Origin of the sequence: Camelimonas lactis, assembly GCF_004342915.1 — a bacterium.
GTDB classification, from domain to species: domain Bacteria; phylum Pseudomonadota; class Alphaproteobacteria; order Rhizobiales; family Beijerinckiaceae; genus Camelimonas; species Camelimonas lactis.
This window is the reverse complement of the sequence record NZ_SLWL01000002.1, coordinates 157,885-182,457: the sequence shown is the minus strand read 5'-3', so window position 1 is coordinate 182,457 and position 24,573 is coordinate 157,885. Positions and strand designations below refer to the sequence as shown.

Below are 24,573 nucleotides of genomic sequence, written 5' to 3'. Positions count from 1 at the left end.
CAGCTTATTGCTGGGCGGAACCGATCGCGTTGCGAAGGTTCTGCTGATTAATGCTGACCCCAAAACGGTTCTGCAAGATGCGCACGTAGCTGGTCAGCAGATCGTCGGTGAGAGCGAGATTCATCTGCTCCGCCAGTTGGGGGCTGATGGCGCTGGCCGTGTAGGGCGGCATGGTGGCCGAGGTGACCTGGAAGATGATCCGCTGCCCCGGCTTGCTCGCCGAGCCCGCCTTGCCGGCCGGGATGGCGAAGATCTGGCGCACCGCGTCAGCGTCCAGCTCGCCCGTCGCCTGGCCGCGGCGCAGATCGCTGGCGGTCTTGACGGCAAGGCCGGAGGCCGCCGCCAGGGTTGCGCCCCCATCGACCTTTTTGACGATCTCGTCGGCGCGCGCCATGAGCTTCGCGTTCACCTGGTCCTCACGCCAGAGCTTCTCCACATCGGCCCGCGCCTCCGCCAGCGTGCGGTCGCGCGCCGCCTCGACGTTGGTGACCTCGAACCAGACGTAGCCGCCATCGACGTTCAGCGCCTCATTGTCGGCGCCCACGTCGGTGTTGAAGGCGTCGCGCAGCAGCTCCTGGGCGCCGGGCAGCGCGAGCAGGGCGGTCGATTGCGCGCCCCGCCTGTCCTTGCCCTGGTTGTCGACGCCTTCCACCTTGACCACGGTCAGGCCGGCGTCGCGGGCGATTTCGGCAAGGGGACGGGCGTTGATGCGCTGGTCCTCGATCCGGTCGTGCAGCGCCGTGATTTCTTCCCTGGCCTTTGCGACGGCGAGTTCGGTCCGGATCGCGTCGGCGACTTCGGCCAGCGGCTTGATGGCCGCCGGGGTCACCGAGGCGGCCCGCACCACCACCACGCCGAAATTGCCCTTCACCGGATCACTGACCGCGCCAGGAGCCAGGGCGAAGGCCGCGTCGCGCACGGCGGGGTCGACCATCTGGGCGCGGGTCACTTCGCCAAGGTCCAGATCCTTCTCCGCCACGCCGCGTTCCTTCGCCACCGTCTCGAACGGCTTGCCGGCCCGGATCGACTCAACGGCGGCTTTCGCCGTCGCCTCGTCGGGGAAGGAAATCTGCTGCAGGCGGCGCCGTTCCGGCGTTCCCCAGGCCGTCTCCTTCGTTTTCTCGTAATGCGCCCTGATCTCGGCGTCAGTGACGGCGGCGGCCAGGTTTTTGGCTTTGGCCAGCGCGGCCGGCGTCAGCGCCACGGCGTTGAACGTACGGAACTCCGGCGCGCGGAACGACGCCTTGCGGCTTTCGAAGAAGCTTTTCACGGCCTCGTCCGACGGCGCGGCGATCTCGCCGATGGCGGCGGCGGGAAGCGCGACCCAGGAAGCAGCCCGGCGCTCGGCGTTCACGCGGTAAACCGCCTGGTTCATGGCCGTGGGCGTCGTGACGCCGCCCGCGAGGCCTTCGGAAATCTGCCGCCGCAACAGGGTGTTGCGCTGTTCCGCCAGGAAGGCGGCTTCAGAAAAACCGTTGTTGCGCAGCACTTCAGTGAAGCGGGCGCGGTCGAATTGGCCATTGACGCCACGGAAATTCGGGTCGGCGGCGATCGTTTCGACCACGAACGCGTCGGTGACGCCGAGCTTCATGTCGCGCGCCTCCTGGTCCATCGCCGCCTCGGTCACCAGGCGGCCGAGCACGATCGCGTCCAGCCCCATTTCGCGCGCCTGCGCCGGGGTGATCACCGTGCGGTACTGCTGGGAGAGGCGCTGCAATTCGTTCTGCCAGGCGGCGCGAAGCTGTTCCATGGTGATCTCGGTCTTGCCGACCATCGCCACCGTGTTGCGCGAGCCGCCGCGCAGCATGTCGCCAATGCCCCAGATGGCGAAGGAGACGATCAGCAGTCCGAAGAGAACAAAGAGAACGACCTTGCCAAGCAGGCCCTTGCTCGCGTTGCGCATTCCCTGAAGCATGTGATCAATCGACCTTCCTGGAGCGGCCCGGCGGGAGCGGGCCGCGCGGGGCCGCCTGCCGGGGTGAATGATGGGCCGGGCTGCCCGGCTGCGCTGGCCCGGCCGCATGGGCGGGCTGCATGTGGGTTAATGCGCGCGCATATCGAACACGCTGACATAGAACACGACCGCGCCTGCGTCCATGGGCGCGCGCGGAGGACGCGGTCCTGAGGGCCATATTCCGCAATATCCGGCCTCATCGCCCCGCCAGGGGGCTCCATTGCCGGGGCGCGGCGGCTCTGCTAGAGCCGGCCGCAGGAACTGGAGCCCGGGATCGGAGGCGCGGCGGCGGCCGCGCCAGATTCGCCGGGCGGCGGTTCGCGGTCGGGCCTGACCCCGGCTGGCGGAGCGCCAATGATGCAAACGGGGAGCACGATGGCCGGTCACAAGCGCCGTCCGCTGATCGCGGGCAACTGGAAGATGAATGGTCTGAAAATCGCCGGCGCCCGCACGCTCGGCCAGGTGATCGAGGGGTATGACGCCGCCCTGCGCGCCAAAGCCGACCTGCTCGTCTGCCCGCCGGCGCCCCTGCTGTACACGTTCGCCGCTGCGTCCATCGGCAGCGGCGTCGCCATCGGCGCCCAGACCTGCCATCCGGCCGCATCCGGCGCCTGCACCGGCGAAATTTCGGCGGAAATGCTGGCGGACGCCGGCGCCTCGGCGGTTATCGTCGGCCATTCCGAGCGCCGCTCGTATAATGGCGAAACCGACGCCGACGTGCGCGCCCGCGCCGAAGCCGCCCGGCGCGCCGGCCTGACCCCCATCGTCTGCGTCGGCGAAACCCGCGAGGAGCGCGACGCCGGCCGGGCGCTGGACGTGGTGGGCGCGCAGCTCGCCGGTTCGGTTCCCGATGGGGAGGGCGCCCTGATTGTCGCCTATGAGCCGGTGTGGGCCATCGGCACCGGCCTGACCCCGACGGTCGCCGACGTGGCTGAAGTTCACGCCTTCATGCGCGCCGAGCTGCGCAAGCGCTTCGGCGCGGCGTTCGCCGACGGCGTCCGCCTGCTGTACGGCGGCTCGGTGAAGCCCGCCAACGCCGCCGAGCTGATGGCGGTGGAAGACGTGGACGGCGCGCTGGTCGGCGGGGCCAGCCTCGTCGCCGCCGATTTCCTGGCCATCGCCGCCGGTTGCTGATTCCGGCGGCCTGGGCGTTTTGGGCAAAGGCGGGCGCAGCACAGGGGATATGGCCCCGCCGGCGGCGTGAAGCCGGCTTCTGAAACGCTGCGCGCCCCGTTCCCGGAAGGGCGGGGCCGGCTGCGCCGCGCTGGCCATGCGTCGCCGCATGCTTTGCTCTTGGAAGCGGAGCATGCTAAACGCGCAAGTCGCTTCTGGAGGCCGCCTCCGGAGCCGCTTTCCCGTTCACATCGAGATGGGCCGGGCGCCGGCCATTGGGCGTAGTTCATGCAAACCGTTCTCATCGTCGTTCATCTGCTCATCGTGCTGGCGCTGGTTGGCGTTGTGCTGCTTCAGCGCTCCGAAGGCGGTGGGCTGGGCATGGGCGGCGGCAGCGGCGTTTCCGGCTTCATGACCGGCCGCGGTCAGGCCAACGCCCTGACCCGCGCCACGGCGATTCTCGCCGCGCTGTTTTTCCTGACCAGTCTGGGACTGACCGTGCTGGCCGGCATGTCGCGCGGCGGCGGCTCGATCATCGATCGCAATCTGCCGGCGTCGACGGCCCCGGCGGCGCCTGGCGCGCCGGCCGCGCCCTCTGGCGCGGGCGTTCTCGACCAGCTGAAGCAGATGCAGAACCAGGCCCCGGCCGCGCCTGCGGCTCCGGCGACGCCCCAGGTTCCCACGCAGCAGCAGTAAGTCATGTGGCGCGGGCGGCCGCCGGGCGGCCGCCTGCGGCCACGGCGTTGCGCCACACAGGAGCGTTTTCCAGGTTCAGCCAGAATCCGTGAAAACGCCCTGATTGTTTGATTTGATGCAATTCCGCGCGCAAGGGTGGCGTTCACGTTTGCGAGGGTTGCTCCAGCATGGACCCGCCGCTGCCGCGGCGGGGCATTTTTTTGTGATGACTGAACAAAATTTATCCGGAGCTCTCGCCAACCGCGCCGATTCAGCGTATCCAGCAGGTCCCATGACGCGGTATGTATTCATCACTGGCGGCGTGGTCTCCTCCTTGGGCAAGGGCCTCGCATCAGCCGCTCTCGGAGCCCTCCTGCAGGCGCGCGGCTATAAGGTCCGCCTGCGCAAGCTCGACCCCTATCTCAACGTCGATCCGGGCACCATGAGCCCGTATCAGCACGGCGAGGTGTTCGTCACCGACGACGGCGCCGAGACAGATCTCGACCTGGGGCATTACGAGCGCTTCACGGGCATGCCGTGCAGCCGCAACGACAACATCACCACCGGCCGCATTTACTCGGACATCATCGCCCGCGAACGCCGCGGCGACTATCTGGGCGCGACGGTGCAGGTGATCCCGCACGTCACCAACGCCATCAAGGAATTCGTCCTCAGCGGCAATGACGGCTACGACTTCGTGCTGATGGAGATCGGCGGCACCGTCGGCGACATCGAAAGCCTGCCGTTCCTTGAGGCTATCCGCCAGCTTGGACAGGAGCTGGAGCGCGATCAGGCCATCTACATGCACCTGACGCTGCTGCCATACATCCCGTCCGCCGGCGAGCTGAAAACCAAGCCGACCCAGCATTCGGTGGCGGAGCTGCGCTCCATTGGCGTCCAGCCCGACCTGCTGCTGTGCCGCACCGACCGGCCGATTCCCCGCGAGGAGCGGCGCAAGCTGTCGCTGTTCTGCAATGTGCGTGAAACCGCCGTGATCGAGGCGCGCGATGTCGCGTCCATCTATGACGTGCCGCTGTCCTATCACGCCGAGGGCCTGGATAACGAAGTGCTGGCCGCGTTCGGCATCAAGGACGCGCCGGAGCCGGATCTCAGCCGCTGGCAGGAAATCTCCGATCGGGTGAAGAGCCCGGAAGGCGAGGTGACCATCGCCATTGTCGGCAAGTACACCGGCATGAAGGACGCCTACAAATCGCTGATCGAGGCCCTGACCCACGGCGGCATCGCCAACCGGGTGAAGGTCAATCTCGACTGGATCGAGAGCGAAGTGTTCGAGCGCGAGGACCCGGCGCCGTTTCTGGAGCATGTCCACGGCATCCTGGTGCCCGGCGGCTTCGGCCAGCGCGGCGCCGAGGGCAAGATTCGCGCCGCCCGCTTCGCCCGCGAGCGCAAGGTGCCGTATCTCGGCATCTGCTTTGGCATGCAGATGGCGGTGATCGAGGCCTGCCGCGCCCTTGCTGGCGTCGACGCGGCCAGCTCCACGGAGTTTGGCCCCACGGACGAGCCGGTGGTCGGCCTGCTGACCGAATGGCTGAGCGGCAATGAGCTGGTGCGGCGCACCGCCGAAGGCGATCTGGGCGGCACCATGCGTCTCGGCGCCTACCGTTCGGTGCTGTCGCCGGATACGAAGATCGCCAAAATCTACGGCCAGACCGAGATTTCCGAGCGCCACCGTCACCGCTACGAAGTCAACATGGACTACCGCGAGCGCCTGGAAGCCGCCGGCATGCGCTTCTCCGGAGTTTCGCCGGACGGCGTGCTGCCGGAAACCGTGGAGCATGTGGATCACCCGTGGTTCATCGGCGTGCAGTACCATCCCGAATACAAGTCGCGTCCGCTGGAGCCGCATCCGCTGTTCAGCAGCTTCATCGAGGCGGCGATCGCCCAGAGCCGGCTGGTCTGAGGGCGCTCGGGCGGCCGCGTTTCAGCCAGGTTGCGCGCGCAGGCTGGTGCGAATTGACAGGAGCAACGCCCCGGTTTTCGGGGCGTTGCCGTTTATGGCGGGCCCTGAAGCAAGGGCCCGCAGACCGGACAGAAGGACAGGCGCGCGATGACCATCAAGGCTCCAGCCACAGCCAATCCCGTCGTCACCGCTGGCGCGGATACGCGCAAGCCGGTGCGTTTCGGCAATGACCTGCCGCTCGCCCTGATCGCCGGCCCCTGCCAGATGGAAAGCCGCGACCATGCCATGGAGGTGGCGTCGGAACTCGTCGCCATCACCGGCAGGCTTGGCATTGGCCTGATTTTCAAGACCTCGTTCGACAAGGCCAACCGCACTTCCGCCTCCGCCGCGCGCGGCATGGGCCTTGCCGGCGCATTGCCGGTATTCGCCGAAATTCGCGAAAAGCTGGGCGTGCCGGTGTTGACCGACGTGCACGACGCCGGCCAGTGCGCGCCGGTGGCCGAGGTCGTCGACGTGTTGCAGATTCCCGCCTTCCTGTGCCGGCAGACCGACCTGCTGCTGGCCGCGGCCGCCACCGGGCGCACCGTCAATGTCAAGAAGGGCCAGTTCCTCGCGCCCTGGGACATGAAGAACGTCGTCGCCAAGCTGACCAGCGCCGGCAACCCGGACGTGCTGGTCACCGAACGCGGCGTCAGCTTCGGCTACAACACCCTGGTTTCCGACATGCGCGCCCTGCCAATCATGGCCGAAACCACCGGAGCCCCGGTGATTTTCGACGCCACCCATTCGGTGCAGCAGCCTGGCGGCCAGGGAACCTCGTCCGGCGGCGAGCGGCGCTTCGTGCCGGTGCTCGCCCGCGCCGCCGTGGCGGTGGGCGTGGCCGGCGTGTTCATCGAAACCCACCCCGACCCGGATCGCGCCCCGTCCGACGGCCCCAACATGGTGCCGCTGGCGCAGATGGAAAACCTGTTGCGCGAACTGATGGCGTTCGACGCCATCGCCAAACAGCGCGGCGGTTAACCCGGCGCCAGAGGGGTTCCGGCAAGGCGTTCCCGCTACGCCAGGAGATCCCGGCGGCGCCAGCGCCGTCGAACACCCCCTGCGCGTCATGTCCGCGCGCGTTGCGGGCATCCAGGTATTCGCCGCCCTGGAGCGGGCTCCGGTGTGTCCCGGCGCCGCTGCGTGGATGGCCGGGGCGCTGTATCATCTCCGCAGGAAGGCGGGCAGGCTGTTGAATGGCGCGACAGCCCTTCGCGTGACGCAACGCCACCCTGTCAGCCCGGAATTGGTTTCCGCCGCGCCCGGCCAGTAAACATCAGCCAGCAAATATCGGGCAGCGCAGGGCCCCTTGCGCCGCATTGACCCGGCGTGCGCCCGCGAGACGGGCCATAACAACGGCGCGCGGAAAGCCGCGCGGACAACAAAAAACAGGACGCCGTCAGGCGTCAGGGAAGGAACACCATGCGCCAGCCCGTGGCTGAGCTCTCGCTTGCCCACCTTCAGGTCTGGCTGGCCGTCTCCTGTTTCACCGCCAGCCTGTTCGTGCGCGCCGTCGATCCACTGGTGCCGGTGATTGCCCGTGATCTCCATGTGCCGGCGGGGCAGGTGGCGTTGCTCGGCAGCGCCTTCGCGTTTCCGTTTGGCCTGATGCAGCTGGTGTGGGGCCCGGTGGGCGACCGTTTCGGCCGCAGCGGCGTCATCCGCATCTGCATGGCCATCATCTCGCTTGGCGGCGTCGCCAGCGCCCTGTGGCCGGCGTGGGACTGGCAGTTCGCCATGCGCGTCGTCTGCGGCGTCGCCTCCGCTGGCATCTTCCCCGCGACCATCGCGCTGATTGGCGACCGGGTGGCGCTGGAGGAGCGCCAGGCGGTGCTGGCCCGCATGCTCGGCGCCACCATCAGCGGCGGCCTCGCAGGAGCCATCGGCGCCGGCTTTCTGGTGGAATGGCTGGGCTGGCGCGGCGTCTTCCTGCTGTACGGCGTGGTTTGCGCCGTTACCACGGTCGCCGTCATGCGGGTGTTGCCGCGCAGCGCCCGTTCAGCCACGGCGCCTGCCCATGGCGTGCTGCACGGTTTCCGCGCGGTGCTGCGTAACCGCCGGGCGTGGATCTGTTTCAGCGCCGTGTTTTGCGAGGGCGTGTTCATCTTCGGCCTGATGCCGTTCGTCGCCGTGCTGCTGGCGGCGCGTGGCGAGAACAGTCCCGCCATCGCCGGCCTGGTCATCGCCGCCTTTCCGCTCGGCGGCATCATCTACAGCGCCGCCGCCGGCCGGCTGATGGGCTGGCTCGGCGGCCGGGGTTTGATGGGCTTGGGCGGCCTGGCGGCGGCCGCCGCTTTGCTGGCGACGGCGACGGGCCTGCCATGGCAGGGCGATTTCGCCGCCTTCATGTTGCTCGGCTTCGGCTTCTACAGCCTGCACAATTCCCTGCAGGTGCAGGCGACCGAACTGGCGCCGGCGTTTCGCGGCTCCGCCGTGGCGCTGCACGGCTCCAGCTTCATGACCGGGCAGGCGGTGGGGCCGATCTGGTGGGGCGCGGCGCTCAACCTTGCCGGACCGGCGCTGGCCCTGTGCCTCGGCGCTGGCGTGATCGCCATTGTCGGATTGCTGTGCGGCAAGCTTCTGGGAGAGCCCGCCAGGTAGCTGGCGCGTCCCGGCGAACGCCGCGCCAGCCAGTGTGCCGGGGCGGCGATGGCGCGCCCCCCCTGTCCTGCCGGCGTGGATGACGTGCGGGCGGGGGGCAGGCGCCCCGGAGCGCGCTCTGAACCCCGAGCGCGCCCTGAACAGGGCGCGCTGTTCCCAGATCCGTTATTCCGCCGAGATGATGTCGCCGAACGGATGGAACGTCTTGCCGTCGAATTTGGTCAGCTGCATGCGGGTGATGGGCGAGAACCGCTCCGGAGTGTTCTGGATCTTGATGCCCGGCAGCAGCGTCGGCACGTCCAGGTTCATGGTCGTGGCCGTCTTCATGATATTCTTGCGGCTGAGATCGTTTCCGGCCCGCTTCAGCACATCCTCCAGCACCTTGGCCGAGGTGTAGCCATAAACGTAGTTGGTGTCGGCCCGGTCAGCGGACGGCATGGCGCGATCCATGAAGGCATGGAACTCCTTCATGCCCGGATCGTCCTTCCACTGCGGGTCCAGCGGATCCTTCAGATAAGCCGTGGCGATGACGCCAACGCCGTTCTCCACGCCGGCCGGCTTCATCACCGCCGCCACCGAGGCGGAGATCGAGGAGACGAAGTGGGTCGGCTTCCAGCCCATCTGCGCCACCTTGCGGATAGCCTGGGCGGTGTACTTGGGCACGGAGACGTTGACGAACACGTCGGCGCCGGACGCCTTCAGCTCGACGAGCTGCGAGTCGATCACCGGGTCGGTTGGCTGGTAGCTCACCACCTTGACCAGTTGCTTGTCGGCGTTGGCGCCCAGGCCCTTGCGCAGGCCGTGCAGGTAGTCCTTGCCGAAATCGTCGGCCTGATGGAGCAGGGCGACCTTGCCGTTCGGCAGGTTTTTGGCGATGTAGCGACCGATCACCACGCCTTCGCTGAAATACGAGGGCTGGAAGCCGGTGGTCCACGGAAACTGTTTGGGATTATCCCAGCCGCTGTTGCCGGAGGCAATGAACAGCTGCGGCACGCCCTTGCTGTTCAGGTATTTCTGCACGGCGAGGCTGGTGGCGGTGCCAAGCGGGTTGAAGATGAACGAAACGCCATCCTGCTCCACCAGCTTGCGGGTCTGCTCCACGGTTTTCGGCGGGGCGTAGCCGTCGTCCAGGGAAATCAGTTCGACCTTGCGGCCATTGATTCCCCCCTTGGCGTTGAGCTCGTCCAGATAGGCGTGGTGCGCCTTGACGATAACCGAATAAGCCGAGGCGCCGCCGCTGAAGGCGGTCGTCTGGCCAATCTTGATATTGTCTTTGGTCACGCCGGGCATGTCGGCGCCCTGCGCCAGCGCGGCGCCGCCAAGCAGCAATGACGCGGCGACCGCTGTTACCAATCTCTTCATCACATCCCTCCCTGGAGCCCGCCAGAAAGCGTGGCCGTCCGGGCCGGATCGTCCTGGACGATCAGGGCGGGGGCGGGAGCGCATTCCCGATGCCTGAAGTGAAGGCAGCCTGCCCGTCGGCCTGCCGTTCCTGGCGGGAGCGGTCGTTCACGGACCGTTGATGTGAGTGTGCGCATCCCCCAAAGCCCGTGGCAAGGGGGTGATATGTTATACGAAAGGCAAAATTACAGCGGTTGGCGTGCTATTACGCCTCAGGGGCTGGCGCCGGTCAGGCTCAGAAACGGGCCCGGTAAGGCTGCACGCCCGTATCGGGCAGCCAGACGTTTTTCGGCAGCTCGCCGGTCTGCCAGAACACGTCGATGGGAATGCCGCCGCGCGGAAACCAGTAGCCGCCGATGCGCAGGAAGCGCGGCGCCAGCAGGCCGGCCAGCCGCTTGCCGATGGCGACGGTGCAATCCTCATGGAACGCCCCGTGATTGCGGAAGGCGTGCAGGTAAAGCTTGAGCGATTTCGATTCGACCAGCCACTGGTCCGGGACGTAGTCGATCACCAGGATGGCGAAATCCGGCTGGCCGGTGACCGGGCAGATCGAGGTGAACTCCGGCGCCGTGAAGCGGGCGACGTAGTCCGTGTCCGGGTGCGGATTGGGCACGCGGTCGAGCACCGCCGTCGCCGGATCGGCGGGCGCGGCGCTCTGCTGGCCCAAATGACTGAGGTGCTGGGTGAGATCGGCGTTGCTCATGGCGCCCCTATACTCCTTTTGCAGGGCGCGGGAAACGGCCGCGACCGTCGGGCGCGGAAACCGGTCCGCCCTAATTTCCGCGCATGGCTATTGAAAGCCCATGTTGATGCCGTAAAAGGCCCCCAGGAACCGTCGCCAGAGCGAATTCTTTTCACGCGCGCGTCACAGGCGTTTCGTATGCCCGCGCTTTCCTGAACCTATGGAGCTTCATTCCATGACCGCCATTGTCGATATCGTCGCCCGCGAGATCCTCGACAGCCGGGGCAACCCGACCGTTGAAGTCGATGTGGTGCTGGAGGACGGCTCCACGGGCCGCGCGGCGGTTCCCTCCGGCGCCTCCACCGGCGCTCACGAAGCCGTGGAGCTGCGCGACGGCGACGCGTCCCGCTACGGCGGCAAGGGCGTGCAGAAGGCTGTCGAGGCGGTCAACACCGAGATTTATGAAGCGCTGGTCGGCCAGGACGCCGAGGACCAGGTCGCGGTCGACGAGATCATGATCGACCTCGACGGCACGCCCAACAAGGCCCGCCTTGGCGCCAACGCCATCCTCGGCGTGTCGCTCGCCGTCGCGAAGGCGGCTGCCGAAGCCTCCGGCCTGCCGCTTTACAGGTATGTCGGCGGCCCGACCGCCCGCGTCCTGCCGGTGCCGATGATGAACATCGTCAATGGCGGCGCCCACGCCGACAATCCGATCGACTTCCAGGAATTCATGGTGATGCCGGTGGGCGCGCCAAGCCTCGCCGACGCCGTGCGCGCCGGCGCCGAGGTGTTCCACCGCCTGAAGGCCAACCTGAAGGCCGCCGGCCAGAACACCAATGTGGGCGACGAGGGCGGCTTCGCGCCGAACCTGCCGTCCGCGGAAGCTGCGCTCGACTTCGTCATGAAGGCCATCGGAGACGCCGGCTACAAGGCTGGCGACGACATGATGATCGCCCTCGACTGCGCCTCCACCGAGTTCTTCAGGAACGGCAATTATGTCTATGAAGGCGAGGGCGTCACCCGCTCGCCGGAAGAGCAGGCGAAATACCTGGCGAAGCTGGTTGGCGATTACCCGATCATCTCGATCGAGGACGGCATGGCCGAAGACGACTGGGCCGGCTGGAAGACGCTGACCGATCTGGTCGGCGCCCGCTGCCAGCTCGTCGGCGACGACCTGTTCGTCACCAATGTCGAGCGCCTGTCGGATGGCATCCGTCAGGGCGTCGGCAACTCGATCCTCGTCAAGGTCAACCAGATCGGTTCGCTGACCGAGACCCTGGCCGCCGTCGATATGGCGCACCGCGCCGGCTACACCGCCGTGATGTCGCACCGCTCGGGAGAAACCGAGGATTCGACCATCGCCGATCTCGCCGTCGCCACCAACTGCGGCCAGATCAAGACCGGTTCGCTGGCCCGCTCCGACCGCACGGCCAAGTACAACCAGCTGATCCGCATCGAGGAGCAGCTCGGCGGCCAGGCCATCTACGCCGGCCGCAACGCCCTGAAGGCGCTGCGCGGCTGAGGCGCGCCTGTGCGCGGTGCGCTGTCGCCGCGCGCCTGAACGCGGGCAGGGCGGAAGAGTTCACCGGCCCTGCCGGCTGGCCCCTTGCCGACGTTTCCATCCGGCCTGGCTTCACCGCCAGGCCGGTTTTTTTGTGCGCCCCCCATCTGGTTTCCCTGCCGCATCCCCCTTTCACCCCTACGCTCGGCGGGCCGGCGTTCCAGCGCCGCCCTGGCGTCGTGACGCGGGAGCAGCTTTACGGGCGGGCGACCCTGGGGCAGTCTCGCTACACCGCAATGGGGACTGGCGCATGGTTTCGCGCGCGCGGACAATTCGCGGACGAGTCGGCGCGAACGGTCGGCGCACGGGCGAGGCGAGGAGGACGGCATGACGGCCACGGCGATTCCAGCAAAAGTGCGCGCCGCTTTTGCGGCTGGAACGGCAGCCAGCCGGGCTAACCGCGCCTTCGGACCCGACCATCCGCCGCCGTGCGCGTTCCCCCCTGGCGGGAAAGCCTCCCTGTCAAGCCGCGTCAGAGTTAACGCTGGCGCGAAACCATTTGGCAAATGCCTGGCTGGCTTCTGCCTCGCCGCCATGCTCCTGGCGGCGCCGGCCGTTCACGCAGCCGACGCCGCGCCCCCCGTGGCTGCATCCCCAGCCGTCCCGGCGACATCTCAGGCCACCCCTCCCGGCAGCGCCGCCGCGACGCCGCACGCGCCGACGACGCCAGCGCGCCCGGCCAATGCCCCGGCGGGTGCGGCCGCCAGTTCTTCTGACGGCTCTTCCGCCAGTTCTTCGGGCGCGCCCACGGCGGCGCCGGCGATGGTCGCCCAGGGGCAGTCTGCTCCAGCCGGGTCTGCTCCAGCCGGGTCTGCTCCTGGCGAGACTGCGCCAAATCCCGCCACGCCAAACCCCGCGACGCCAAATCCCGCGATGCCAGCGCCCGCTGCGCAGGATCCCGCTGGCGCGCCGTCAGAAGCCGCGAAGGCCGCCGTCACGCCCACGGTCATCCTGGTCCATTCCGAACTGCTGGACGGGTCGTCGTGGCGCGGCGTCATTCCCCTGTTGCAGCGCTCTGGCGTCAACGCCCTCGCGGTGCAGTTGCCGCTGAATTCCCTGTGGGCGGATGTGGCGGTGGTCCAGCGGGCGCTCGCCATCGTCCGCGGGCCGGTCATTCTCGTCGGGCATTCGTGGGGCGGCGTCATCATCACCGAGGCGGGCGTCGACCGGAAGGTCGCGGCGCTGGTCTATGTGGCGGCCATGGCGCCGGATGTGGGCCAGTCCTTCATCGACCGCCTGCGCAACGCGCCGCGTGGCCCGGGGCTGGCGAAATTGCTGACCGATTCATCCGGTTTCGTTCGCCTGGCGGATGACGCTTTCGCCACGGACTTTGGCCAGGACCTGGACGCGGCGCAAAACCGCCTGCTCGCCGCCACCCAGGCGCCGGTGTTCGGCAAGGTGTTCGAGGAGCGGGTGAACAACGCCGCCTGGAAAAACCTGCCGGTCTGGTATGTGGTGGCCGCCAATGACCGGCTGCTGGATCCTGGCGTCCAGCAGGCCGAGGCCGGGCGCATCAAGGCGCGCACGGTCGCCACGCCCGCGAGCCATGCGGTGGTGCTGTCGCAACCGGAGGTCGTCGCGAAGGCAATTCTCGAAGCTGTCGCGGCGGTGAAGGCCGGCGCCGCCGCCGGCCACGACGGCGCCGCCCAGCAGTTGCAGCCGCTTTCGCCGCCGGTGCAGCCAGAGCCGCCGAAGAAGTAACCGCCCCCGACGCCGGGACGGTGCGCACGGAACCCCGCGCTCGTCCCGGCGCCGCAACCCCGCGCCTCTCACGATGCGTGGCGAACGCCAGCCTGGCGCGGGGACGGGCTGCCCCTGCCCACAAGAAATGCCCCGCAAAAGAAATGCCCGCGACTCGCGCGGGCATTATCAGGTTTCCCGCTCCGGCAACGCCTTGCTGACGGCGCTCAGCGGCTGTAGCGGATCGGCACCGACAGGGAGATCGAGCCGCCGGCGATGTGCGCGGGCGGGGCCGGCACCGGGCTGGCGCGACGGACGGTGGCCACGGCCTCACTGTCCAGGGCGCTGTCGCCAGATGAACGGGCCAGCCGGGCGCTGGTGACGCCGCCGCTCCGGTTGATCGAGAACGACACCACCGCCGTGCCGTTATTGGACGAGGCGCCGCCGGGGAAGCGCTTGTGCCGGTTGAGGTGGGCCATCAGCGCCCCCCGCCAGCTCGCCATCGCCGCGCTGTTGGCGCCCGCTGATGCGGAGGCGGCGGAAGGTGAACGTGGCCCGGGCGCGCCGGATGGCGCCGAGGTGCGTTGCGCCGTGGCGTTGCGCTCGGCCTGAAGCGCCTTTGCCCGGGCGGCGCGCTTTTTCTCGCGCTCCAGCTCGCGCTTGCGCTCCCGTTCGCGTTCCCGTTCGCGCGCCAGCTCGATGCGCTTCTGACGCTCGCGCTCCAGCTTGCGCTCTTTCTCGCGCTCCTTCTGCGGATCAACCTTGGGCGCGGCCGGAAGCACGACCTCCGCCTTCTGGGGAACCTCCGGCGCCTGAATTTCCTGTGGTTCAGGCTCCGGCTCCGGCTCGGGCGGCGGGGGCGGCGGCTCGTTCTGGGCTATCTCCGATTCCACCGGCTTCTCGGCCTGCTGCGCTTCCGCGACTTCGGGGCCGGGGGCTGCTTCGTTCTGCGGCGCGTTATTGGCGGAGACCGGCAACGGCGCCAGCTCGATCATGATCGCGGCCGGCGGCTCGCCCGCCGGTTCGGCGTGCTTCCAGTGCAGCGCCACCCAGGCTCCGCCGAAATGGGCCGCCAGCACGACGGCGCCGGCGGCGCCCCAGCGGGCGAACGCCCAGCCATGACCAGTGCTTCCGATCACTGGCCGGCTCCAGGATTCTGCCCCGCCGCCGGGCTGGCGGCGGGCGCTGCCGGCGCGGCTTGCCCGGTGTCTTCCAGGCCAACAAGCGCGATCTTCAGGTAGCCGGCGCTGCGCAGCAGGTTCATCACCTTCATCAGTTCGCCATAGGCCACGCCCTGGTCGGCGCGCAGGAACACACGCTGCTCGCGGTCGCCGTGGGTGCGGCCGTCAAGCGCGGCCTGCAGGCCGTCGCGGGCCACGCCGTCGTCGCCGAGCGCCAGGGTGAGGTCGTTCTTCACGGACAGGAACAGCGGCTTGTCCGGGCGCGGTTGCTGCTGGGCGTTGGAGACCGGCAGATCAACCGGCACGTCCACGGTCGACAGCGGCGCCGCCACCATGAAGATGATGAGCAGAACCAGGATGACGTCGATGAACGGCGTCACGTTGATTTCGGAGACTTCCGCGAGGTCGTCGCCGCTTTCTTTCAGACTGACGGCCATCTGGTTACTCCGCGGCGCGACGCAGCCGGGTCACGTTGACGCCCATGTCCCGGCGATCCAGATCACGGGACAGATGCTGCAGGGCGAGGGCCGAGGCGTCGGAGAGCAGCGCCCGGTAGCCGGTGATCGAGCGGGAGAACACGTTGTAGATGATGACGGCCGGGATGGCGGCGACCAGACCGATGGCGGTGGCCAGCAACGCTTCGGCGATGCCGGGGGCGACAACCGCCAGGTTGGTGGTCTTGGCCACCGAGATGCCGATGAACGAATTCATGATGCCCCACACGGTGCCGAACAGGCCAACGAAGGGGGCGGTGGAGCCAATGGTGGCGAGCAGGCCCGTGCCGCGCGCCATGTTGCGGCCGGCGCGCGCCTCGATGCGCGACAGGGCGATGGCGACGCGCTCCTTGACGCCCTCGGCGGGCAGGCCGGCCGAGCGCTCTTCCTCGGATTCCGCCGCGGCGACGATCTCGCTGACCGGGCCGCCGGAGCGGATGGCGTTGTCGCTGAGCGCTTCCACGAGGCTGTCGGCCGCGTGCAGGCGGCGCACGGCGCGCACGGCCCGGCGGCGGGCCGCCAGCAGCTCCAGCGATTTCGCCAGCCAGATGGTCCAGGTGACCAGCGAGGCGAAGGCAAGGCCAATCATCACCGCCTTCACCACCATGTCGGCCTGCATGAACATGCCCCATGGCGACAGATCATGCGGGATAACGGCGGTGGCGGCCGGAGCCGCGGGCTTCGCGGCCTGCTCCTGGGTCAGGTTTTGTCCCTGGGCCTGGTTTTGCCCCTGGACCTGAGGCTGGACGGCGTTGGCCGGCGCGGCCTGTTGGGCGGACGGGGCGCCTGCCGGAGCGGTGGCCGGAACAGCGCCAGAAGCCGGCGCAGCGCCAGGCGCAGGAGTTGCGGGCAGGGGCGGGTGACCCACTGGCAGGTTTGAGGTCGGGGCGGCGTGATCGGGAACCGACATGACAGGTTTCGGCTGCGCAGCCGGCGCGGCGGTTGGCGCGGCCGGAGCCTGCTGCGCCTGCTGCTGCGTCTGCCCCTGGGGCAGTCCCTGGGCAAGGGCGGGGGCCGCCAGCGCCTGGGCCAGCATCAGGACGACGAGGGGCGCGGCGAAACCCTGGTGGACCCCAGGTTTGGCGCGTTCGGAGGCCGCGACGGCGCGCGTGCTGCGCGAACGGGCGAAATGCTTCGAAAACGCGGACAAGTGAGCAACTCCCCTATTGCAACAACCGCCGGATATCCTGGCGGAAGGGCCGTCGTGTACGGCGGGAACAGGCGTTCCGCCGCTGCCGGCGCCCCGGCCCGTTCGCCCGGCAAAAGGCGCCGCAAACGGCCAATCTGTCATTCCGTGCAATCCCGCCGGCTGGCCCGCGGACCGGAATGACGCATCCGCAAGCCGCAGGCGATTGGCGCCAGACAGGCCCGTGGAACTCGCGCTTCACTAAACCCGCAAAAATTTGAACGCAATCTCAATGATTTAGAGGGATTCTAAGAAGTGTACTTCCCCGACGCCCCACCGGCGTCGCCCATTGAAGCCACCCGGGAAGACAGATCGCAAATATTGATGTTGAGACAATTGTTTATTCGAGGCTGTTGCGGCCACGCCCGTCGCGGAACGTCATGCGACTGGCGCAAGGGGCCTCTGTGAATCGTCGCGTGAAAATGATGGGGAAGCGGCGCGGCCCGCGCCATGGCGGGAAACCATGGCGAAACGGCCGCGCCCGCTTCCAGGCGGCGAACTGGCGCCGGCCGGGCTCAGCTGAACCCGGCGACCGGGTGGGGAACGTACGGAGCTTCCAGGGCGGCGATCTCCGCGTCGTCGAGCACAAGATCGACAGCCGCGACGGCGTCGGCCAGATGCTGTGGCTTGCTGGCGCCGACGATCGGCGTCGTCACGCCGTCCTTTTGCAGCAGCCACATCATGGCGACCTGGGCGCGCGAAACGCCGCGCGCCGCGGCGATGCGGGCGACCTCCGCCACGATTTGCCGGTCGCTGTCCTCGCTGGAGCGATAAAGCGTGCCCCCGAACACATCGGTTTCCTGACGCTGGCTGGTCTCGTCCCAGTCGCGTGTCAGGCGGCCGCGCGCCAGCGGGCTCCACGGCATCACGGCGACGCCCTGATCCCGGCAGAGCGGCAGCATCTCGCGCTCCTCCTCCCGCATCAGCAGGTTGAGGTGGTTTTGCATCGAGACGAATTCCGTCCAGCCGTTGAGGCGCGAGGTGTAAAGCGCTTTGGCGAACTGCCAGGCGAACATGGAGGAGGCGCCGATGTACAGCGCCTTGCCGGCCTTCACCACATCGTGCAGCGCCTCAAGCGTCTCCTCCACCGGCGTGTCGTAGTCCCAGCGGTGGATCTGGTAGAGGTCCACATAATCCACGCCGAGGCGCCTCAGGCTGGCGTCGATTTCCTGCATGATCGCCTTGCGTGACAGTCCGGCGCCGTTTGGCCCCTTGCGCGTGCGCATGAAAACCTTGGTGGCGATGACGGTTTCCTCGCGCCGCGTGAAATCCTTCAGCGCCCGGCCGACGATTTCTTCCGATGTGCCGTCGGAATAGGCGTTCGCCGTGTCGAAGAAATTGATGCCGGCCTCCACCGCCTGGCGGATGAGCGGCCGGCTGGCGTCCTCGTCCAGCGTCCACGGGTGCGCGCCGCGATCCGGAACGCCATAGGTCATGCAACCAAGGCAGATGCGGGAAACGTCGAGACCGGTCTGGCCGAATTTCACATATTTCACGGATTATACCTTTCGCTGCGATATGGCGGTCCATGGCGCTGCCACGCGTCGGGGATCACGCCTGTTCGTGAAATTGGCGTATGCGCCGCAAGGGTGGCGCCGACCTGGAAACGCCGCGAACCAGGCGCCACGGCGGAACATGCTTCAGGAACCCACGCCCCGGAGCGGACGCCCGGCGATCGTGTCGGAGCGGCGGCCGCCGTCAGGTCTCAGGCACTCAGGCGTGTCTCAGTGCATTCCGGCGTGGCCCGGCAACAGCCGCGCTTCCCGAAAGGCGCTGAACCATTTCCTGAACATGGCTTCCGTGTCCATCACCATGGAAAAACCCGCCTCGTGCCGGCGGATATCGGAAATGATAGAGACCTTGGCGCCGCCGCTGGCGTTTCGCGCCAGCAGATAATCCATGTACTGGGCCGAGGCTCCGACAAAGGCCGGCAGTTCCGGCGCGGCGAGGCCGTGCCGGCGGCACAGGGCGGCCCATTCCGCGCCGCTTCGCGCCAGATCGTCGGCCAGGGAGGCGGGGCGGCGTTCGCCGGGGCGCATGCCAAGGGCGTCGGCGATCGCCGGCCAGACATTGGCCCACACGAAGACATCGCCGTTGGTGATATTGAAAATGCGGTCGCGCGCCGTTTCAGCCTCACCACCCCAGGCGATCGCCTGCGCCAGCAGGTCCGCGTCCACCGCCTGCAACACGTTGCCGGTTTCGCCGCCAGGAAAATACAGCGGCTCGCCCTTCTCATGCAGCAGGGCCGCCCAGGCGCCGATGGCGGTGATGGGGTTCATGGCGCTGCCGAACGACAGGCCGAAGATGATCTGCGGACGCCAGATGGTCCATGTCCAGTTCTGGCCGCGCCGGGCCGCCTTGAGCCAGTTCTCCTGCTCCCAGTAAAAATTCGGGATGTCGTGCGCCTCGTCACGATCTTCACGCGGCGGCAACGCCATGCGGCGCGCGTGGGCGCCGTAAGCCTTGGCGCCCTGCAACAGGGTGACGTGGCGCAAGCCGCCGGCATGGGCGAGCAGCGGCTCCATCAGATTGCTGAACATACGGGCGTTGACGGCGATCTGTTCCGGGTCGCGCCAGCCGTCGATCAGCGCCGGCTTTTCGTAAAGCGCCGCATAGACCACATGGGTCACATCGCTAAGGCACGCGGCCGCGTCCGCGCAGGCTTCCTGGTCCGTGAGGTCAAGGCTGAGAAAGCGGGCGCCGCTGTCCTGAAGCGGGCGTCTGCGCGACAGCGCGGTGACGCGCACCCCCGCCATGCCCTGGAAATGGCGCAGCGCCGCCTGGCCGACGAGGCCCGATGCGCCCGCCACAAGCACATGCCTGTTCATTCTCCGGCCCTCCCATGCGCGGCGTCTTCAGCGCCTGCGTTTCGCCTCGCGCCATATTCGCAAGGCCCGGCATCCTGCCGCTGAAACGCCCATTGGTCCAGGGGCAATTTCTCAGGCGCCCGGTGGCGGCGCGTCATCGCCGGTCGTTGCCAGCAGCCCCTCGAACAGCACGGAGACGATGGCGTCGCCGTAGATGCGCACCTGCTCGGGGTCAAAGGGGTCCTTGCCGTGAATTGCCCGCGTCACGGCGCCGATGCTGAAGGTCATGGACGCGGCCGAGGTGATGATGTTCGACGTCTGGTGAGGCGGCAGCGGCCGGACGAGCCCTTGGGCCATCGCGTCGGCGATGGCGTCGTCAAAGGCGGCGATGCCGGGCCGGATGAAGGTTTCCATCAGCCAGTCGAACCGCTGCGTCTGGCCCATGGCCTCATGGCTGACAATGCGGATGTAGCGCGGCTCCGCGGCGTTGGCCGCCACCAGACGGCGGATCAGCGTCCGCAGACGTTCGAGCGGATTGGGTTCGGGCGTTTCGGGGCGCCCCACAGGGAAATACTGGCCCCGGCGACGCATCACCCGGTATATCGCCGCGCGCCACAACCGCTCCTTGGAGCCGAAGTGGTAGTGCACCATCGATTGCGACAGGCCGGCGGCGCGCGCCACCGCCGCGGTGCTCACCGGCTCATAACCCCGGTCGGCAAACAGGTCGATGGCGACGTCGAGCAGTTTCTCCCGGGATGAATCTTCCCCGGCGCCTCCCTTCAGGGGCGGGCGGCCTGGCCGGCGGAAAGACCGTGGGCGCGAAGGTCCGGCGCCGGAGGTATGCGGGTTTGCCGGACCAGTCGCCGCCGTCGCCGCGTGCAGGTCCGGGTCTGGCGTTCCGGCCGGCGCCGGCCCGCCGCCCGCCTCATGGCGCCCGGCCAAGCTCAGGCTTCCGCGCCGGTTGCCGGCGGGCAGGCGGCGGTCGCCTGGAATCCGGCGCCTGCCCAGTGTGCGAATCAACAGGAACGGGGCGCATCGACGATGTCACGCCGCAACGCGGTTCGCGTGATGGTTGCGGAGTTGCCGGCCCGGAAGGGCGTGCTGTCTGAAGGTTCAAAATTCGCAAGCCGCATTGGAACAGGGAAACTGTTGGCGTGGCCGGGACCCGGCGCCCGACGAAGCGGAGGCGATGCGGCGGGCCCCGATACAATTAGCGCGTGTATGTGGCCTGCGCATTGATGCAAATCAATGTGCCAATGGCTTGATGCAAATAAATTGATCATGCTAATAATTACAAAAATGCGGCCGGCTCACCGGCGCGCCGACAGGACGTGAAAGGGTGGAAACATGACCGGTCAGGGCAGGTGGCCGCGCGCGGCCTCACAGCGCGTCCGCGTGGTCGTTACGCTTCCTGAAAATGGTGAGCGTCTTTCGCGCCGGCCCGGCGGTCCGGCCAGCGCTGTAGCCTGAATATCCGCCCGCCAGAATCCGCGTCGCGGACCAGACTGCCCCGCGCCAGCCAGGCGCGGACCGCTCCCGCCGGGAGCCGGATTTGCTGACCCCGTGAAAGACCCGCCCTTGTTCCGCAAGCTTCTCATTGCCAATCGCGGCGAGATCGCCATCCGCATTGCGCGAGCCTGCGCCGAAGCCGGCGTGGCGTCGCTCGCCGTCGCCCCGCGGGACGACGCCCGCGCGCTGCACATGACGAAGGCGGACGCGGCGGCGACGCTGCCAGGCGAGGGCGCGGCCGCTTACCTTGACGGCGCCGCCCTTGTTCGCATGGCGGTGGAGCACGGCTGCGACGCGGTTCACCCCGGCTACGGTTTCCTCAGCGAGAACGCGGATTTCGCCCGCCAGTGCGCCGCCGCCGGCCTCACCTTCATTGGGCCACGGCCCGAAGCGCTGGAGCTGTTCGGCGACAAGGCGCGCGCCGTCGCCCTGGCCCGTGAAACTGGCGTCCCCGTCGCCCGCAACACCAACGGCCCCGCCAGCCTGGCCCAGGTCCAGGCCTTCATGGAACGTCTGGGGCCGGATGCGGCTGGCGTCATGCTCAAGGCTGTCGCCGGCGGCGGTGGCCGGGGCATGCGCGTCGTCCGCGACATCGCCGATCTTGCGGAAGCCTGTGACCGCTGCGCCTCCGAGGCCCGCGCCGCCTTCGGCTCCGACGACATCTACGCTGAGGAGCTGATCGGCCGCGCCCGCCACATCGAGGTGCAGGTGGTTGGCGATCGTACGGGCGCCGTCTCGCACCTGTGGGAGCGCGAGTGCTCGGTGCAGCGCCGCCACCAGAAGCTGGTCGAGATCGCCCCCAGCCCGTGGCTGGAAAACGATCTGCGCCAGCGCCTGTGCGAGGAAGCGACGCGCATCGCCGCCGCGGCGCGCTATGATGCGGTCGGCACCGTGGAGTTTCTGGTCGAGACAGACGCCCGGGGGCGCGCCACGGGGCGCTACGTTTTCATCGAGATGAATCCCCGGCTTCAGGTGGAGCACACTGTCACCGAGGAGGTGACCGGCGTCGACCTGGTGCAGACCCAGCTTGCCCTGGCTGCTGGCCGCACGCTGGCCGAACTGGGATTGACCACGCCGCCGCCGGCGCGCGGCCATGCCATCCAGCTGCGCGTCAATATGGAGACGCTCACCGAAGATGGCGGCGCCTTGCCGTCCGGCGGCGTCATCGGCGTGTTCGAGCCGCCCTCCGGCGCCGGCGTGCGCGTCGAGAGCTTCGGCTACCGGGGCTATGAAACCCATTCCGGCTTCGACGCCCTGCTGGCCAAGCTGGTTGTCCACGCGCCGTCCGGCGATTTCGGCCAGACCCTGGCGCGGGCCCGCCGGGCGCTGGGCGAGTTCGGCGTCGCCGGCGTCGCCACCACGATCCCGGCGCTTCAGGCCATTCTCGCCCATCCTGAATTCATCGCCGGCCAGGCCGACACCGGCTTCATCAGCCGCGCCGCCTCGCAACTGGTGGCCGCCGCCGGCGATCAGAAGTCATGGCTGGCGCCCCGCGTCGATGCGGGCGACAGCGCCGGGACGCAGGCCGTGACTGGCGATCTGGAGGGCGCGACGGCCCTGCGGGCCCCCATGCGCGGCCGCCTGGTGGCGGTGAAGGCGGCGGCGGGCGACAGCGTCGCGGCGGGCCAGACCCTGGCCATCGTTGAGGCCATGAAGATGGAGCACGCCATCACCGCCGCCACGGCGGGGCAGGTGGCGCGCATCGACGCCGCCCCCGGCGACACCCTGCGCGCCGATGCGCCAATCCTCTGGATTGTCGGCGCCGACGGACCGGTGGTCGAGGTGGAGCAGACGCCGGAGCACGATGCGGAGGCGCTGGCCCTGCGCGACCTCATCGAGGACGCGCGCGCCGCCACCCTGGACGCGGCGCGGCCCGGCGCCGTGGCCCGCCTGCGTGAGCGCGAGCGGCTGACGGCGCGCCAGCGCATCGACCTGCTGGCCGACGCCGGCAGTTTTGTCGAGATTGGCGGGCTGGTCGCCCATGAGGGGCTGGAAGAAACCGCCCCGGCTGAAGGCGTGGTGGTCGGCTCGGCGCGCATCGACGGCCGGCCGGTGATGGTCGTCTCCCAGGACTTCAGCGTCTTTGGCGGCAGCGTCGGTCACCTCGGCATCGGGAAAATGGACCGGGCGATCGCCATCGCCCTGAAGAGCGGCGTTCCGCTGGTCATGCTGCTCGATGGCGGCGGCCATCGTATCCAGGACGGTCAGAACTCCCGCCACTATGCCGCCGGCGCCTCGTCGTTCCATGATCTCACCCGCCTCAACGGCTGGGTTCCTGTGGTGGGCGCCATTCTCGGCGCCGGCTTCGCCGCCAACACCAATTACACCGGCCTCGCCGATTTCGTCGTCATGGTGCGCGGCAAGTCCGCCATGGGTCTTGCCGGGCCGGCGCTGGTGAAGGCCGGCACGGGCGAGGACATCGGCATCGAGGCGCTGGGCGGCGCCGATGTTCAGGTGGGACGCCATGGCCTCGCGGATCTGGCCGTCGCCACGGAGGAGGAGGCGATCGCCGCCCTGCGCAGGCATCTCTCCTATATGCCCTCCAACGCCCGGGCGCCGCTTCCGCTGACCCCGCCCACCCTGAGCGCCGCCGAGGAGGCGGAGCGCGCCGCGCCGCTGGCGGCGATGGTTCCGGCCAATCCCCGCAAGGCCTATGACGTGCGCTGCGTCATCGACCGCATCGCCGACGCCGGCAGCGTCACGGAGTTCAAGCCGGCGTTCGCCCGCAATGTGGTGACGGCGCTGGCGCGCATGGATGGGCGGCCGGTCGGCTTCATCGCCAACCAGGCCCTGGTGCTTGGCGGCATGCTCGATTCGCCGGCCTGCGAAAAAGCCGCCCGCTTCATCGCCATGTGCGACGCCTTCGGCCTGCCGCTGATCTATCTGATCGACGTGCCCGGCTTCGCCATTGGCTCCGACGCCGAACGCACCCAGCTTGGCCGGCGCAGCGCCAAACTGATCGCCGAACTGGGGCTGGCGACGGTGCCGCGCATCTCCGTGGTGCTGCGCAAGGGCTATGGTCTTGGCTATGTGGCGATGGCCGGCGGCCGCAGCTTCGACGCCGATCTCGCCGTCGCCTGGCCGACCGCCGAGATCTGCGCCATGTCGATCGAAGGCGCCGTCGATGTGGCGTTTCGCAAGGAGTACGCCGCCGCGGCCGACCCACAGGCCCGTCGCCAGCAACTGATCGACGACATGCGCGCCCAGGTGACGCCGCTCGAAGCCGCCCGTGGTTTTGGCGTGGACGACGTCATCGATCCGTGCGCCACCCGCTTCCGCATTATTGAGACGCTGCAGCGCGTTCCCGCCCGCCGGGACAACCACGCGCCGCCGCGTTTCCGCACCATTCCGCCGGTCTGATCCGTCAAACCGCCGGAACGCGCAGCGTGCCAGTCCCCTCACTGGCGCGCTGCGCACCCAGAACCAGCTGGCCAAGCGCCGCAACGGGTCGCCCACCGGCGAAACGCGCCGCCGCGCGATGACGTCATGTTGCGCGATGCCTCGATGATCCGGGAATAGGCGCAGGAATAGGCGTGGGAAGAAGCGTGTGTGCGCCGCCTGGCCATGCCATCGCCTCCCATTGTCTGGCTGCCCAACGAACCGGCCCCCTCCCATCCAGCAACAGACCGCCCGGCCGCAAACGCGGCCGGGCATTTTGTTGCAGGGCCGGGGCTTCTTGCGCCCTGTGCCCCGGGGGGATTCATCCAGCCTGACAGCGGCTTGCGGCCATAAAATACGAACGTCCCGAAAACTGGTTGCCTTTACATCG

The 24,573-nt window shown here is 68.5% G+C and carries 18 protein-coding genes; 8 read left to right on the top strand and 10 right to left on the bottom strand.

The window, feature by feature from the left end; all coding sequences use genetic code 11:
• Positions 1-4: 4 nt before the first annotated feature.
• Positions 5-1,915: a SurA N-terminal domain-containing protein gene (locus tag EV666_RS03745; RefSeq protein ID WP_165909886.1), complete on the bottom strand. Its 1,911-nt coding sequence runs from the start codon at positions 1,913-1,915 to the stop codon at positions 5-7.
• A gap of 414 nt (positions 1,916-2,329) precedes the next feature.
• On the opposite strand from EV666_RS03745, the gene tpiA reads away from it, so the two are divergent.
• The 5 genes from tpiA to EV666_RS03720 all read left to right on the top strand — a co-directional run bounded on the left by tpiA (position 2,330) and on the right by EV666_RS03720 (position 8,303).
• A complete protein-coding gene (gene tpiA, locus EV666_RS03740; RefSeq protein ID WP_132003761.1) occupies positions 2,330-3,088 on the top strand; it encodes a triose-phosphate isomerase in 759 nt (252 codons plus the stop codon).
• Between the two features lie 267 nt (positions 3,089-3,355).
• Entirely contained in the window at positions 3,356-3,763 is a 408-nt protein-coding gene (gene secG / locus EV666_RS03735; RefSeq protein WP_132003297.1) for a preprotein translocase subunit SecG, read from the top strand.
• A gap of 271 nt (positions 3,764-4,034) precedes the next feature.
• Positions 4,035-5,663 (top strand): CTP synthase, encoded by a 1,629-nt coding sequence (locus EV666_RS03730; protein ID WP_132003294.1) that lies wholly within the window; start codon positions 4,035-4,037, stop codon positions 5,661-5,663.
• A gap of 147 nt (positions 5,664-5,810) precedes the next feature.
• Positions 5,811-6,683 (top strand): 3-deoxy-8-phosphooctulonate synthase, encoded by an 873-nt coding sequence (gene kdsA / locus EV666_RS03725; RefSeq protein WP_132003291.1) that lies wholly within the window; start codon positions 5,811-5,813, stop codon positions 6,681-6,683.
• A gap of 441 nt (positions 6,684-7,124) precedes the next feature.
• Entirely contained in the window at positions 7,125-8,303 is a 1,179-nt protein-coding gene (locus EV666_RS03720; RefSeq protein ID WP_132003288.1) for an MFS transporter, read from the top strand.
• A gap of 165 nt (positions 8,304-8,468) precedes the next feature.
• Here EV666_RS03720 and EV666_RS03715 read toward each other — a convergent pair whose 3' ends face one another.
• Positions 8,469-9,665 (bottom strand): ABC transporter substrate-binding protein, encoded by a 1,197-nt coding sequence (locus EV666_RS03715; RefSeq protein ID WP_132003285.1) that lies wholly within the window; start codon positions 9,663-9,665, stop codon positions 8,469-8,471.
• Positions 9,666-9,939: 274 nt separating this feature from the next.
• On the bottom strand, positions 9,940-10,407 hold the full coding sequence (gene queF / locus EV666_RS03710; RefSeq protein WP_132003282.1) for a preQ(1) synthase: 468 nt from the start codon (positions 10,405-10,407) through the stop codon (positions 9,940-9,942).
• Between the two features lie 214 nt (positions 10,408-10,621).
• On the opposite strand from queF, the gene eno reads away from it, so the two are divergent.
• Positions 10,622-11,908, top strand: coding sequence for a phosphopyruvate hydratase (gene eno, locus EV666_RS03705; protein ID WP_132003279.1), 1,287 nt, complete (start codon positions 10,622-10,624; stop codon positions 11,906-11,908).
• 653 nt (positions 11,909-12,561) lie between these two features.
• On the opposite strand, the gene EV666_RS18150 is transcribed toward eno, so the two are convergent.
• Positions 12,562-12,792 carry a hypothetical protein gene (locus tag EV666_RS18150; protein ID WP_165909885.1) on the bottom strand — a complete coding sequence of 77 codons (231 nt, stop codon included), beginning with the start codon at positions 12,790-12,792 and terminating at the stop codon, positions 12,562-12,564.
• A 28-nt stretch (positions 12,793-12,820) separates the two neighbouring features.
• Between EV666_RS18150 and EV666_RS03695 the strand changes: the two genes are divergently transcribed.
• Entirely contained in the window at positions 12,821-13,648 is an 828-nt protein-coding gene (locus EV666_RS03695; protein WP_132003276.1) for an alpha/beta fold hydrolase, read from the top strand.
• A gap of 206 nt (positions 13,649-13,854) precedes the next feature.
• Here EV666_RS03695 and EV666_RS03690 read toward each other — a convergent pair whose 3' ends face one another.
• The 6 genes from EV666_RS03690 to EV666_RS03665 form a co-directional block, all read right to left on the bottom strand.
• The gene (locus EV666_RS03690; protein ID WP_132003273.1) at positions 13,855-14,766 is read right to left on the bottom strand and encodes an energy transducer TonB family protein; all 912 of its coding nucleotides are present in this window, start codon (positions 14,764-14,766) and stop codon (positions 13,855-13,857) included.
• Positions 14,763-15,245, bottom strand: a complete 483-nt coding sequence (gene exbD / locus EV666_RS03685) for a TonB system transport protein ExbD (protein WP_132003270.1) — start codon at positions 15,243-15,245, stop codon at positions 14,763-14,765. Before exbD ends, EV666_RS03690 begins: the two co-directional genes overlap by 4 nt.
• A gap of 4 nt (positions 15,246-15,249) precedes the next feature.
• Positions 15,250-16,452, bottom strand: a complete 1,203-nt coding sequence (exbB, locus tag EV666_RS03680; RefSeq protein WP_245514195.1) for a tonB-system energizer ExbB — start codon at positions 16,450-16,452, stop codon at positions 15,250-15,252.
• A 551-nt stretch (positions 16,453-17,003) separates the two neighbouring features.
• Positions 17,004-17,984 (bottom strand): aldo/keto reductase, encoded by a 981-nt coding sequence (locus EV666_RS03675; RefSeq protein WP_132003267.1) that lies wholly within the window; start codon positions 17,982-17,984, stop codon positions 17,004-17,006.
• Between the two features lie 228 nt (positions 17,985-18,212).
• A complete protein-coding gene (locus EV666_RS03670) occupies positions 18,213-19,316 on the bottom strand; it encodes an NAD-dependent epimerase/dehydratase family protein (RefSeq protein WP_132003264.1) in 1,104 nt (367 codons plus the stop codon).
• A gap of 111 nt (positions 19,317-19,427) precedes the next feature.
• Complete coding sequence (locus tag EV666_RS03665; protein ID WP_132003261.1) at positions 19,428-20,237, bottom strand: TetR/AcrR family transcriptional regulator; 810 nt, start codon at positions 20,235-20,237, stop codon at positions 19,428-19,430.
• A gap of 636 nt (positions 20,238-20,873) precedes the next feature.
• Here EV666_RS03665 and EV666_RS03660 point away from each other — a divergent pair.
• Positions 20,874-24,164, top strand: a complete 3,291-nt coding sequence (locus tag EV666_RS03660; protein WP_132003258.1) for a carboxyl transferase domain-containing protein — start codon at positions 20,874-20,876, stop codon at positions 24,162-24,164.
• Positions 24,165-24,573: the final 409 nt, after the last annotated feature.

Excerpts from the sequence above, each read along its gene's own strand:
- EV666_RS03745 (WP_165909886.1), bottom strand. The coding sequence starts at position 1,915 with ATGCTTCAGGGAATGCGCAACGCGAGCAAGGGCCTGCTTGGCAAGGTC.
- tpiA (WP_132003761.1), top strand. The coding sequence starts at position 2,330 with ATGGCCGGTCACAAGCGCCGTCCGCTGATCGCGGGCAACTGGAAGATG.
- secG (WP_132003297.1), top strand. The coding sequence starts at position 3,356 with ATGCAAACCGTTCTCATCGTCGTTCATCTGCTCATCGTGCTGGCGCTG.
- EV666_RS03730 (WP_132003294.1), top strand. The coding sequence starts at position 4,035 with ATGACGCGGTATGTATTCATCACTGGCGGCGTGGTCTCCTCCTTGGGC.
- kdsA (WP_132003291.1), top strand. The coding sequence starts at position 5,811 with ATGACCATCAAGGCTCCAGCCACAGCCAATCCCGTCGTCACCGCTGGC.
- EV666_RS03720 (WP_132003288.1), top strand. The coding sequence starts at position 7,125 with ATGCGCCAGCCCGTGGCTGAGCTCTCGCTTGCCCACCTTCAGGTCTGG.
- EV666_RS03715 (WP_132003285.1), bottom strand. The coding sequence starts at position 9,665 with ATGAAGAGATTGGTAACAGCGGTCGCCGCGTCATTGCTGCTTGGCGGC.
- queF (WP_132003282.1), bottom strand. The coding sequence starts at position 10,407 with ATGAGCAACGCCGATCTCACCCAGCACCTCAGTCATTTGGGCCAGCAG.
- eno (WP_132003279.1), top strand. The coding sequence starts at position 10,622 with ATGACCGCCATTGTCGATATCGTCGCCCGCGAGATCCTCGACAGCCGG.
- EV666_RS03695 (WP_132003276.1), top strand. The coding sequence starts at position 12,821 with ATGCCAGCGCCCGCTGCGCAGGATCCCGCTGGCGCGCCGTCAGAAGCC.
- exbD (WP_132003270.1), bottom strand. The coding sequence starts at position 15,245 with ATGGCCGTCAGTCTGAAAGAAAGCGGCGACGACCTCGCGGAAGTCTCC.
- EV666_RS03670 (WP_132003264.1), bottom strand. The coding sequence starts at position 19,316 with ATGAACAGGCATGTGCTTGTGGCGGGCGCATCGGGCCTCGTCGGCCAG.